General features: G+C 44.2%; 14 protein-coding genes. 9 read left to right on the forward strand and 5 right to left on the reverse strand.

The genetic code is table 11. The features are described 5' to 3' along the window. The first annotated feature begins 134 nt into the window (after positions 1-134). The 3 genes from MSWHS_RS02300 (at position 135) to MSWHS_RS02310 (ending at position 2,227) form a co-directional block, all read left to right on the forward strand. On the forward strand, positions 135-1,139 hold the full coding sequence (locus MSWHS_RS02300) for a replication factor C small subunit (protein ID WP_048125678.1): 1,005 nt from the start codon (positions 135-137) through the stop codon (positions 1,137-1,139). A gap of 139 nt (positions 1,140-1,278) precedes the next feature. Further along, positions 1,279-1,791: a small multi-drug export protein gene (locus tag MSWHS_RS02305; RefSeq protein WP_048158714.1), complete on the forward strand. Its 513-nt coding sequence runs from the start codon at positions 1,279-1,281 to the stop codon at positions 1,789-1,791. 172 nt (positions 1,792-1,963) lie between these two features. Continuing rightward, complete coding sequence (locus tag MSWHS_RS02310) at positions 1,964-2,227, forward strand: 4Fe-4S dicluster domain-containing protein (protein WP_048125682.1); 264 nt, start codon at positions 1,964-1,966, stop codon at positions 2,225-2,227. A 58-nt stretch (positions 2,228-2,285) separates the two neighbouring features. Here the strand turns inward: MSWHS_RS02310 and MSWHS_RS02315 are convergent, their stop codons facing one another. After that, complete coding sequence (locus tag MSWHS_RS02315; RefSeq protein WP_255350506.1) at positions 2,286-2,531, reverse strand: histone family protein; 246 nt, start codon at positions 2,529-2,531, stop codon at positions 2,286-2,288. A gap of 292 nt (positions 2,532-2,823) precedes the next feature. Here MSWHS_RS02315 and MSWHS_RS02320 point away from each other — a divergent pair, with 292 nt between their 5' ends. The 5 genes from MSWHS_RS02320 to MSWHS_RS02345 all read left to right on the forward strand — a co-directional run bounded on the left by MSWHS_RS02320 (position 2,824) and on the right by MSWHS_RS02345 (position 9,418). Further along, positions 2,824-3,795 carry a class I SAM-dependent methyltransferase gene (locus tag MSWHS_RS02320; protein ID WP_048125686.1) on the forward strand — a complete coding sequence of 324 codons (972 nt, stop codon included), beginning with the start codon at positions 2,824-2,826 and terminating at the stop codon, positions 3,793-3,795. A 706-nt stretch (positions 3,796-4,501) separates the two neighbouring features. Next, positions 4,502-6,214, forward strand: a complete 1,713-nt coding sequence (oadA, locus tag MSWHS_RS02330; RefSeq protein ID WP_048125690.1) for a sodium-extruding oxaloacetate decarboxylase subunit alpha — start codon at positions 4,502-4,504, stop codon at positions 6,212-6,214. A gap of 21 nt (positions 6,215-6,235) precedes the next feature. Continuing rightward, positions 6,236-7,717 (forward strand): acetyl-CoA carboxylase biotin carboxylase subunit, encoded by a 1,482-nt coding sequence (locus MSWHS_RS02335; RefSeq protein WP_048125692.1) that lies wholly within the window; start codon positions 6,236-6,238, stop codon positions 7,715-7,717. 119 nt (positions 7,718-7,836) lie between these two features. After that, entirely contained in the window at positions 7,837-8,814 is a 978-nt protein-coding gene (locus tag MSWHS_RS02340; protein ID WP_048125694.1) for a biotin--[acetyl-CoA-carboxylase] ligase, read from the forward strand. Further along, positions 8,780-9,418, forward strand: coding sequence for an S-layer protein domain-containing protein (locus tag MSWHS_RS02345; protein ID WP_231585538.1), 639 nt, complete (start codon positions 8,780-8,782; stop codon positions 9,416-9,418). Before MSWHS_RS02340 ends, MSWHS_RS02345 begins: the two co-directional genes overlap by 35 nt. Positions 9,419-9,639: 221 nt before the next feature. Here MSWHS_RS02345 and MSWHS_RS02350 read toward each other — a convergent pair whose 3' ends face one another. Further along, positions 9,640-10,479, reverse strand: a complete 840-nt coding sequence (locus MSWHS_RS02350; protein WP_231585539.1) for a coiled-coil protein — start codon at positions 10,477-10,479, stop codon at positions 9,640-9,642. A 157-nt stretch (positions 10,480-10,636) separates the two neighbouring features. On the opposite strand from MSWHS_RS02350, the gene tnpA reads away from it, so the two are divergent. Next, positions 10,637-11,098 (forward strand): IS200/IS605 family transposase, encoded by a 462-nt coding sequence (tnpA, locus tag MSWHS_RS18800; RefSeq protein WP_082088120.1) that lies wholly within the window; start codon positions 10,637-10,639, stop codon positions 11,096-11,098. A gap of 45 nt (positions 11,099-11,143) precedes the next feature. Here tnpA and MSWHS_RS19920 read toward each other — a convergent pair whose 3' ends face one another. From MSWHS_RS19920 to MSWHS_RS02365, 3 genes are all read right to left on the reverse strand, one after another. Further along, on the reverse strand, positions 11,144-11,320 hold the full coding sequence (locus MSWHS_RS19920; protein WP_231585540.1) for a hypothetical protein: 177 nt from the start codon (positions 11,318-11,320) through the stop codon (positions 11,144-11,146). A gap of 31 nt (positions 11,321-11,351) precedes the next feature. Next, positions 11,352-11,975, reverse strand: coding sequence for a hypothetical protein (locus MSWHS_RS02360; protein WP_048125700.1), 624 nt, complete (start codon positions 11,973-11,975; stop codon positions 11,352-11,354). 141 nt (positions 11,976-12,116) lie between these two features. Beyond that, a complete protein-coding gene (locus MSWHS_RS02365) occupies positions 12,117-12,407 on the reverse strand; it encodes a DUF424 domain-containing protein (RefSeq protein ID WP_048125702.1) in 291 nt (96 codons plus the stop codon).

Below are 12,407 nucleotides of genomic sequence, written 5' to 3' on the forward strand. Positions count from 1 at the left end.
TCCTTCTTACTGATCTCAGTGCCTGTTTTTGACTCTTAGAGTTTCCCGATTTCGAAATGCGGTCGGCATGCCTTATATATCGCAAACATTCGAAAGTTTAAATATTATCTTCTCTAATTAAGGTGCAAATATTAATGGAGGACTTTAAGATTAAAGACGAGATCTGGATTGAAAAATACAGGCCAATCAGGCTGAATCAGGTAGCAGGGCAGAAGGAAACAATCGAGCGCCTGATGTCCTATGTGGCAACTAAAAACCTTCCCCACCTCCTCTTTTCCGGGCCTCCTGGTGTCGGAAAAACAGCTTCCGCAGTTTCAATTGCAAGGGAACTTTTCGGGGAAGATTTATGGCGAGAAAATTTTACTGAACTCAATGCTTCCGATGAAAGGGGCATTGATGTAGTTAGAAATAAAATTAAAAACTTTGCAAAAACTGCTCCTATAGGCGGAGCTTCGTTCAAGATCATTTTCCTTGATGAAGCCGATGCCCTTACCTCGGATGCACAGTCTGCCCTCCGCAGGACCATGGAAAAATTCAGCAGTAACTGCCGTTTTATCCTTTCATGCAATTATTCCTCCAAAATCATTGAACCTATCCAGTCCAGATGTGCAGTTTACAGGTTCAGGCGACTTTCCGATGAAGCAATTAAAGAACGGCTTGAATACATTGCTAAAGACCAGGGTTTGTCCATCACAGAAGGTGGGTATGAAGCTCTGATTTATGTAGCTCAGGGAGACATGCGAAAAGCTGTCAATTCTCTTCAAGCTGCCGCCTTCATTGATACGAAAAATCCTATTTCCAGAGAAACAATTTACAGGACTACGGCAACCGCAAACCCTGATGAAATTAAGAACCTGATTGAGACTGCCCTGCGCGGAAATTTCAGGATTGCCAGAAAAGAGCTTAACAGGTTGCTTTACGAAGAAGGGCTTTCCGGAGAGGATATTGTGGGCCAGATCTACAGGGTGGTTTCTGAAATGGATAACCTTATGGTTCTGGATCTCGGACTTTCGGAAAGGGACATTGTCGCACTTGTGGATATCATCGGGGAGGCCGATTTCAGGTTAACCGAAGGAGCCAGCGAAAAAATCCAGCTGGAAGCCTTACTTGCACATTTCGCTCTTTCAAGAGGAGAATGAGGCTTCAGAATTCCTTACAAACAGGTTTTGCCGCATGTTTACATCTGGATCTCTGAAAGGTAGAAAAGGCAGATGAAAAAGGCCTTAATGAAGCGAGCCTTTTTCTCTCTAAAGATTATAATTATCACTCCTGATCATCATGTCTGTTGAAAATTTACTGGTAGAAATGCTAGGGTCTGTGCCCCATTGGCTTGCAGTAATGGTTATAGGGGCTATTCCGATCTCCGAACTGAGGGGGGCAATCCCTGTTGCCATGGGTATCTATGGAATGGGGCCCCTTGAGGCTTATTTCCTTTCGGTGCTTGGAAACCTTATTCCTGTGGTCCCCCTTCTGCTTTACCTTGAGCCAGTCTCCGGGTACCTGAGGCGCTACCACATCTTCGATATCTTTTTCACCTGGCTCTTTGCAAGGACCCGGCGAAACCACACTGAAAACTTTGAAAAATACGGGCTCTTTGCCCTGACTCTCTTCGTTGCCGTGCCTCTGCCAGTTACCGGAGCCTGGACAGGTTGTGCAGCCGCGTTTGTGTTCGGGATCAAGTTCAAGCATTCACTGCCAGCAATCGCTGCAGGGGTAATGATAGCAGGAGTCATTGTAACCGTACTCACGATGACGGGCATGGGCCTGGCTGACCTGATTTTTGGAGTTTGACCTGAGGTCAGTCTCTTCGAAATCTTCATATACCTTAAAAATATCAAATATATCATAGACATATCAAATATAAATTTCTCTTTATATTTGCAGTCAGTCCTGCTTCTACAGATAATTACAGGTATATTTCCCGTTGTCTGGCAATTCTCTGGAGTTTTTGAGGTGATTTTTAATGGTAAAGGCAGATAAGAAAAACAAAAAGGTAGTTCAGTCCGAAAAGTGTATTGGGTGCGGGATATGCTATTCCGTCTGCCCCGTGAACGCAAAAATTATGAAAAACGATGATTTTGATCCTGAAACTGCCGAACTTGCAATCCGGATCATCGACGGAATGGCAATTATCAGTGATGAATTCTGCATCCGCTGCGGAGCCTGCTCAAGGATTTGCCCTGTGGAATCTCTCACTATGGTTGAGCTTGAAACTGCAACTGCATAATCAGGATACAGTATAAAATAAGAAAAATGCTGTTTTTCAGCATTTTGTCTTTTTTAATTTAAAGCATTTCTTTTGCTAATTTTATATCTTCAGCCTTTACGGTTTTTCTGCCTGCGTGTTCTGCAAGTTTTATAGCTTCTTTTGATATTTGAAGTCCATATTCTTCCAAAATTTCCGTAAGGGCCATTCCTGCACTTTCGCTTACTCTGTGGGCACCTGCTGTCCTTATTAAACGCTCAATTGGTGCAAACGGTATAACTTTTGCTGTCATGTTATCCTCCAAGCTTCTTTTCTTTAAATAAATCCCTTCTAATCTCTGATTTTGTAATCAGATTCTATAAATACCTTTGCTTATATCGGGGTTTTCTTCACTTCTTATTCAGCTTTTAATGCTCTTTTTCCCCTTTATTTACTTTGTAAAGCTTATTTATCTCTTTTTCTTATTGTAACTATTTTTATAATGATCCTCAAATACTCGTAAATTCCTGGAAATCTGTTGCTTTTTTATTTCTACTAACTTTTATTTAATTCCTCTCATTTTATTCTGGGCCTCTTTTTCGAAATCTTGATATTAGATTATTCGAATCTAGTCCAACATGCTCTTACAGGAACTCCTTGACATAGAAGAAGAGATCTACCTTGTAGAAGAAAGTTATACTGCCCAGAGGGCTCCTGAGCGTACCTTCCAGTACCTCAACGGGGTCCGAAACTTTCCAGGCGCGGGAAACATTCGACTTATCAGGGTCAGGGAAAGGGAACACACGCTGGGATTGCTGTTTTTCAATCCTGCCGATGAAAATGTTCCTGTAGATTTCTGGTCAGTATTTACCGGAGCCCTTGCATCAGCTCCCCTTAAAGCCAGCTTTGAAGCCCTTGCAGACTCCCTTCTTGCCTCTAACCCTCCTGAAAAGGACATTGAGCTTTCTGCCGAAACCTGGCGGGACGTAATAAACGAATATTACTCCTTCATGCTTGTTAGCCGGAACCTCTGTCCGGGCTGCTCTGTTAGACCCGAGTCCTACAAAAGTGTTTTTTCAGAAAATCGTGTAAAGAGGGTCACAGACATTTTTGAGCTTCTCCGAAAAAAAGGCTATTACCCTGAAGGCAGGCTCCTTGAGGTTTGCTGTGGAAACGGGATGTCCACACTTGCACTCTACAGGCTTGGGCTGAATCCTCTGGCAATAGAAATCAATAAATGTACTGTCTGTCAGGGGCTCGAGCAGCAGGTCCTGAATCCCCAAAGGGTCGTGGTTATGGATGCAACAGCCATTTCAAAATACTTTGAGCCCGGAAGTTTTGATGCGGTAATGGGTTTTATGCTGGGGCTCGTCTACGAATTTAACAAAGGGCTCTGGACCGGTATTATTAGAGAAGCTGTCTCGGTCGCAGCTGATGGGTCTGTCCTGCTCTTTACTGTAAGCAGCAAACCCGAGATTGAAATTCTCGCCGATGCTCTCCTTAAGGAAGGGGTCGAGGGGGAGATTGTGGACAATACGGATTCAGAAGGTACTTATGACCAGTGGCTCTTTGTCGGGCGAAAGCAAAAAAGTGTATTTTCCAGACAATGAGCTTTTTTTTTGTTCTCTTTGTCTCTCTCGTTTTGTTCTCTTTGTCTCTCTCGTTTTGTTCTCTTTGTCTCTCTCGTTTTGTTCTCTTTGTCTCTCTTGTTTTGTTCTCTTTTTCTTTCTTTTTGTCTCTTTTTTTGGCATGAAAGTGCTTTAATTATTTTTAATTACTTTCATTTTTTGTGCCTGTCATTCAAAGAATTTTATGTACATTTTTTCGTTTTTTCTCAGGTTCGGGAGTTTTCCTTATTTTTGTATCATAATTATTTTTTTTTATCTGGGAGATAATTGTTTTTCTGATCTGGGATCTTCTTTTTGAAAAGAGTACTCTCCAATGTTAACGCTAGCGAAAAGTATTTACTTGTTAACAATGGTATTATTAAAAATATTCCTATCGACGCAAGACACGTTGAGTTTTGCGAGTTTATCTATAATCTTAATTTTCTCCTGCTAAGTTATGCGGTATCGGAGATTCGGTTATACTATACCGAATTAACCCCTCTCCAGGCAAATTGCAAGCTACTGCAGTCAACCGCTATCAACCGCTATCAGGAGACTAATATGCTTTGACCGAACCGAATCAAAAAACAAGTTCCCATTATACTCTGTAAATCCCAGATCAATCTCTCTGGAAAAGTCACGGATGGGTATATTTCAGGGTATATTTCAATAACTTCTGTTTTTTTGATTTGATTTAAGAGGCTCATCCATGCGTATAAAAATTACTGAAACCGTCCTCCGGGATGCACACCAGTCCCTCCTGGCAACCAGGATGCGGACAAGGGACATGCTCGAAGTGGTTGAACAACTGGACCAGATTGGATATTTTTCCCTCGAGATGTGGGGAGGTGCCACCTTCGACACCTGTATTCGCTACCTTAATGAAGACCCCTGGCAGCGCCTCAGGGACCTCAAGAAAAAGATGGTCAACACAGATGCTCAGATGCTACTCCGTGGCCAGAACCTTGTAGGGTACAGGCACTATTCTGACGACGTTGTTGAAAAGTTCGTCACCAAAGCCTATGAAAATGGCATCGATATTTTTCGGGTTTTTGACGCAGTCAATGATATCCGGAACATGGAACTTTCTATTAAAGTGGCAAAAGGCCTGGGAGCCCATGTACAGGGTACGGTCTGCTACACCATAAGTCCTGTGCATACAGTAGAAAAATATGTGGAGCTTGCAAAACAGCTTGAAGAGCTGGAGTGTGACTCTCTCTGCATCAAGGATATGGCAGGGCTGCTCTCTCCCAATGAGGCTACCAGAATAATCAGTGCCATGAAAAAAGAGATATCGATCCCAATTTCTCTGCATTGCCACTGTACTTCGGGAATGGCCCCGATGAGCTATATGGCAGCCTGTACTGTTGGGGTGGATGTTCTGGACACCGCGCTCTCTCCTCTAGCGTGGGGGACATCTCAGCCTCCTACCGAGACCGTTGTTGCAGCTCTTAAGGGAACTCCGTATGATACAGGTCTTGACCTCGGAGCCTTTGAAGAGGCTGTCAGGTATTTCAAAGACCTGAAGGATAAGTACCGTGGGATTCTTGACCCTATTTCCGAACAAATTGACACCAATGTCCTTATCTACCAGATTCCCGGAGGGATGCTCTCTAACCTGGTTTCCCAGTTAAAAGAGCAGAACGCCCTTGACAAGTATGCAGCTGTGCTAGAAGAGATGCCAAAAGTCAGAAAAGAGCTCGGGTATCCGCCTCTTGTTACTCCTACAAGCCAGATAGTAGGCACGCAGGCTGTGCTCAATGTGCTCATGGGGGAAAGATACAAGGTCATTCCTAAAGAGGTAAAAGATTATGTACGCGGGCTCTATGGGCGCTCTCCTGCTCCAATCAGCCCTGAGATTATCGGGAAGATCATAGGCGACGAAGAACCTATTCACTGTCGCCCTGCAGACCTCCTCAAGCCGGAGTATGAAAAGAGAAAAAAAGAAGCAGAGGAAATGGGTATTGCAAAGTCCGAAGAAGATATCCTTACATATATCCTTTACCCGGCAATTGCTCCGAAGTTCCTGAATGGGGAAATGGAAGAGGAATCCCTGGCAGTTATCACCCCTGCCCCTGAGGCGCCTCAGGAGTACACAATGCCTACTCACTTCAGGGTCGAGGTAGATGACGAGGTCTATGAGGTCAAGATCGAGCCCCTTGGGGGAGTTTCCATCTCCGAGGTATCCACTAAAAAACCCGAATCCATTAAAGGCGGAGTTACCTGCTCAATGCAGGGTATGGTGCTTTCCCTGAAGGTTAAGGTAGAAGATGTTGTGAAGGAAGGGGACACAGTTGCCGTCATCGAAGCCATGAAAATGGAAAACGCGGTTCATGCTCCACATTCGGGAACCATTAAGGAAATTTTTGTTTCCGAAGGAGATATGGTTGCTCCCGGCAACATAATACTGTCAATCGAGTGAATTGAGCAAGGTGGAAGGTATATGTTCAAAAAAGTACTCGTTGCAAACCGTGGTGAAATAGCAATCAGGGTCATGCGTGCCTGCCGGGAGCTCGGAATTTCCACTGTAGCTGTCTGTTCGGAGGCTGACAAAAATGCTCTCTTTGCCAAGTATGCCGATGAGGCTTACCTGATAGGTCCTGCCCCTGCCAGCCAGAGTTACCTGAACATGGAAGCTATCCTCGCAGTTGCAAAAAACACCGGGGCCGATGCAATCCATCCCGGCTATGGTTTTCTTTCTGAAAACCCTGTCTTTGCAAAACGCTGTGAGGAAGAGGGTATTATCTTCATAGGTCCTCCGAGCCATGTGATTGCCGAAATGGGAAGCAAAATCAGGGCAAGAAATCTGATGATGAAAGCCGGGGTCCCTGTAGTTCCGGGAACAAAAGATGCAGTTGAGGACGTGAAAGAAGCCCTTGATGTGGCTGAGATGATAGGTTATCCCGTCCTTATCAAAGCTTCTGCGGGTGGCGGCGGAATTGGGATGAAAGTCGTTCATTCCAGGGAAGAGTTTGCTACAGCCCTGAGTTCCACGCGGCAGATGGCAGGTTCGGCTTTCGGAGATTCTTCTGTATTTATTGAAAAGTACGTAGAAGAGCCCAGGCACATAGAGATCCAGATTCTTGCTGACTCTTTTGGTAATACGGTCTATCTTTCGGATAGGGAATGTTCCATCCAGAGAAGGCACCAGAAGTTGATTGAAGAGGCTCCTTCCCCTATCATGACTCCCAAACTCAGGGGGCAGATGGGAGATGCTGCCGTAAAGGTAGCAAAAGCGATCGGTTACGTAAACGCAGGCACTGTCGAGTTCCTTTACTCTAAAGGAAATTTTTACTTCCTTGAAGTCAATACCAGGCTGCAGGTGGAACATGGAATCACTGAAATGGTTACAGGGGTCGATATTGTAAGGGAACAGATCAGGGTTGCCTGGGGCGAAAAGCTCGAGTTTGAGCAGGAAGATATAGTTATTGACGGGCATGCAATCGAATGCCGGATAAACGCTGAAGACCCCTTAAACGACTTTGCCCCGTCTCCAGGAAAGATCCGGAGATACCGTTCGGCGGGAGGTCCCGGAGTAAGGGTGGACAGCGGTGTGCACACGGGGTATACGATCTCTCCTTATTATGACTCCATGATTTCCAAGCTCTGCGTCTGGTCAAGGAGAAGAGAAGATGCCATTGCCAGGATGGAAAGGGCTCTTTACGAATACGTGGTCGTGGGAGTAAAAACCAATATTCCTTTCCATAAAGCCGTCATGAGGAATCCAGCATTTCGCAGAGGAGATCTAACAACCGGGTTTATCGAAGAGCAGAATATCCTTGAAGCTGTGGAAGATGTCGTTAAGGCTGACAGTGAAAAAGGGGCTACCCTGGCTTCGGCTCTGGAGGCAAAGGACAAAAAGGTCGCAGCGATCACGGCTGCTGTACATGCCTATGTTAACATGGCACAGAAAACACAGCGGTGATTCTGTTTACTCTCCGGAAATCAGTAACATAAGAGATTTCCGGTCTGTTTGGTATGAATATATGTTTAGACTAAGAAAATATATACGGTGGAACGTATACATTTGTATGGGGTGCACGGATGGGAGATAAACGATCTCGAATTATTAAGGCACTTAAGGATGCGCAGAAAACCCCCGTTTCTGGGGAAGAACTGGGGCTCAAGCTTGGAATTTCTAGGACTATGGTATGGAAATACATCAAATCCCTTCAAGCGGATGGATATGAAATAGAATCATCCCCGAAGAGGGGCTATGTCCTGAAATCCGTGCCTCAACTCCTGTACCCTGATGAGATCCAGATGGGGCTCAAAACAACTCTTCTGGGACAGAAGATCCATTACTTTGAGGAAGTTAGTTCTACTAACAGTGTCGCTAAAGAAATTGCAGCTTCCGAAGAAGAAGGAGCTCTTGTTATCGCTGAGGTTCAGAAGGGAGGCAGGGGCCGCATGGGCAGGGAATGGGTCTCGCCCCACGGTGGAATTTGGATGTCTGTGATCCTGAAGCCCGGGATTCCTCTCAGACACGCCTCAAGGCTGACCCTTGTTGCCGGGCTTGCAGTTGCAAATGTAATCCGCAATATGGGGCTTGATGCTCGCATCAAGTGGCCAAATGACGTCCGTATCAATGGGAAGAAAGTCTGCGGGATCCTTACCGAAGCAAAGGCTGAAGTGGATAGGGTGGACTATGTCGTTCTCGGGATAGGAATCAATGTAAATATGGATTTAAAGGATATTCCCGAGTCTTTCCGTGTAGGTTCGACCACTTTGAAAGTCGAGCTTGGAAGACATCTTAGAAGAGTTTCGTTCCTTCAGGATTTTCTCTTTGAGCTTGAGCAGCAGTATATAAGTTTCAAGACTCAGCCCTTTTCCCAGATCCTCAATGACTGGCTTGCTCTCTCGGATACTATTGGTAGAGAGGTAAAGGTGACCACCCCTTCCAGGATTATAGAAGGCAAAGCTATCGGAGTAACTCCGGACGGAGCGCTTATAATCAGGAAGGCAGATGATACTAAGGAAGAAATTATTGCAGGTAGATGCATTTATGCGCGTCCCAAATAAGCACGGAAGAAAAAGCAGGAAAGGAACAAATCTCCTGCCTGCATTTTTTTTCACCCTTCTGGTCTTTTTTTTCTTTTCAGTTATCTTCTGTGCAGTCTTTCCTGTCCCAGCCTGTGCAGATGAGGAGAAACTTTCTATTATTTTAATTGACGGGGACGAGATTTATGTTCGATCCGGCGATTACTACACATTCTTACAGGATTATCAGATTCATGTAAAAGGTGCTGATACTGAGGGCAGTAGGGTATGGATTGAACTTCGAAGGAAAGAGTTTTTCCTTGAAGACGCTATTGTAAGTGAGGGTAGCACTTTTGTATATTCTAATAACTCTACAGAGATTTTGAACCTCACAGTGGACACTATCTATTCCGGGGCAGATGGAGTACTGGTAAGGTTCTTTCCGGTGTATCAGCACCTTGACCCCAGGCTTCCCATGCCTCAGAAACCTGAGACTTCTCCTGCCAGTGACTCCGTTAGCAACTCTTCTACCTCTATCGGGTTTGAAAATCAGGCAGAAGGTTTTGATCTCCCCCTTTTTCTTCTGAGCATTGGAGCTGTTTTTTTGGTAACTGGCTTTTTTGCGGGATTATATAAGAAAAAGTGATTTATCCGAGTAAAACCAGTTTAAAAATAAAAGTCAGACTTAAAAGTAAGGGCAGGCTTGAAAGTCAAAACTATATGCCTAAAGCAGAACCCGATTTAAAAACTGGGAACTGAAGTTTTTAACTGGAGCTCCCTATGAATAAATAAGTCTGAAACGTCTGAAACAGACTTTTTAAATAACGGTTTCTATCGCTTTTTTATTTTTTGCTCTTTCTTCCGGTCTCAGTCGTTTGTGGAGAACTTTACATCTCCTTTCTCTATGAGAAGCTTAAGATCTTCCAGGCTGAGGCGAGCATTTTTCTGCAGTTTTTCACGGGCATCGCTGTGTTTCTGGCTAACTTTATGTTCATTCTTTGTAAGTTGGATGTCTTTTAATCTGTCAAGGTATGACGAGAGTTCTTTTCGATTGCCTGCGATGTTGCTCTTGAGGGGATCTATTTTTTCTTTAATGGAATTTATGTTTGCAATTTTATCCGTAAGCTGGGCATGGTACATATTTGCCTCTTTTCGGATTTCGTCTGCTGCCTTGAAGTTTTCGAGCATTTCCAGGTGGCATGCCTGAGATTTGTCTGAAAGCTCCTGGATTTTTTTGTGGAATTCGTCCCCTTCTTTGTGAATTCCTTTGGACTCTTTATAACTGTCCTGAATCAGTGAATGCAGTTCGTTTGCTTTTTTCGCAGCTTCAAGGCGATTAATCAGGTCGTTTAACTTCTGGATTATCTTGATTTCTACTGCAAGGGGGAGTTCTTTGTTTAAAAGAGCATCCAGTTCAGCCTCATACGCCCTTGAGAGGGATTCCACGCTTCCGTGAGAGAGTTTGTTGCATTCATCACGCTGTTCCTTGAGGTCTGCAATTCCTGAAAAAAGTTTCTGGGTTTTGGAATTTACGTCGCTCCTTTTTTCCTTGTACTCTCCAATTTGCTTGTTAATCTCGTCCCTTCGGTCTCTAAGTGACTGTGCTTTTGCAACCCTTTCCTTAACCTGCTTGTTCAGAGAGTCTCTCTTTTCTTTCAATTCGTCGATATCGGTCCTGTTTATTACTATGGGAGTGCAGAGGGTCACGAATACCCTGACCTTCAGGTCGGGGATGAAGTGAACCCTCGCTGGCTGTTTTGTATTCGCTTAAACTGTATCAATCATCGTTTTTTTGTAAAATGAGGTTTTTTGACACCATAGCCACAGGTGGTTCCAGCTACCTATGGCTAGGATGTGATAAGCGTTGGAATTGCGCAGTTTTAGCCATGGCTATGGTCAGATTACCTACCACATCGTGTTGGTGCCTAAGTATCGATACAAGATATTCTACAATAAACGAGTTAAAAAGGATTGCGAGTCTATATTCCACAATATTTGCACAGAGAAAGGCTACAAAATCCATGCTCTGGAAGTTGTAGATAATCATGTTCACCTGTTCCTGGAATTCCACCCAAGCACCTCTCTATCAGAGGTGGTTCAATACTTGAAAGGAGGTAGTTCTTACAGATTGTTCAAGCTTCATCCTGAACTGAGAACACGATATTGGGGTGGAAGTCTATGGTCAAGTGGTAAATTCTATCGATCCGTTGGAAATGTAACCGCTGACACAATCAAGCACTACATTAAGGAGTCGCAGGGAAAACCGAAAACAGAGGTTCAATCATATAGATTAAAGTCTAGGCAACGGAAAATTGACGATTTCTAAGTACCAGAATAACCGGGCGGGCGGCCCATCAGCATACCCCATCCTTTAGGTTGGGGTGGCCGCACGCAATTTGATTTTCAGTTCCTTAAAAATCGAAGCCAATTGCCTTTCGCTTTTCTCTATCCTGCTCCTGAGCTCGTTCACCTTGCCCTTAAGCTCCCGTTCGTTAAGGTTTGAAAGGTCGGCCGTTGCAGTTTCTGCTGTTGAAACGTCGTTGTTCATGTCCTACCACCCAAGTGTTTTCTTTAAATTGTTATACTTTTTGTTTTTCCCAGTAACTCAGGGCTTCTTCGTGACTTTTTATTTTGCTGCTGAGCCATTTGTGCTGGGGTTTATTTTTGGAAATTTCACTGTTTTTGCTTCCATCATCCTCTTCAAGTTGTTTTTCAGACTCTTTGATCTCTTTTAGCTCCAGGTTTGAGTCCCTGGCTTCCTCCAATCTGGCTCTGGTTTGCAAGAGAAGGCTTTCTCCGACTCCTTTTTCTCTGGTGAGCTCTTGCAGGTTTTCCATAAAAGAGTCTTTAAGTTCCTGTTCTTCTTCCGGTTCGATCTGTCCTTTGAGTTTTTTTATATCTTCCTTTATTTTATCAGCAGTTACAGGGTCCAGTTTCGGAAAGAGCTCTTTTTCGAGCAATCCCTCTGCCTGATGGTAATATTGCTGGCGTTTTTCCTTCAGGACCTCTTTTCGCTCCGCCATCCGGGTTCTGGAAATTTTTGCATTTTTTGCGTCTTCTTCAAACTGGCTCAGCTTGCTGTCCAGTTCTTCAAACTCCTTTCGATATTCTTCCAGAAACCTTTTGTGTTTTTCCACAACCCCGGAAATCAGTTCACCTTCTGTCAGCATTCTGATTCCGACTTCTTCGATATTTTCGCTCACAGTATCACGATTTTGCAATTTTCTCTTATAGGTTTTATTTTTATCCGGTTCTGGTAGGGCCAGCCCGGAAAATTAAACCGGGAATTGCCGTATACCACATTTTAGCCATTTACACAACCAGCGTGAGATATAAGATCTTTTTCAAATTCTGAATATCTGGGCGTGTGGTACACTATCGATAATGATTACAGAATCAGGATCGATAAGCCCGCACTTTATGGCGCATTTGATTGTTTTTTCCCCGAAGAGATTTGCAGTCATAGCTTCTTCCAGAGCTTGCTGAAGTTCTTCCTCAGAGACAAGTTCCACTCCATAGAAAGCACTGCTGATCTCTATTACGGCGTTGCCATGTTTCAGGGTTTTTCCGAGCACTTCCTTATCACAGGCTGCAACAAGCCCGCACCCTTCATTTTTATAAATTTTTAGATACAT

Source organism: Methanosarcina sp. WWM596 (assembly GCF_000969965.1).
In the GTDB taxonomy this organism is placed as follows: Archaea; Halobacteriota; Methanosarcinia; order Methanosarcinales; family Methanosarcinaceae; genus Methanosarcina.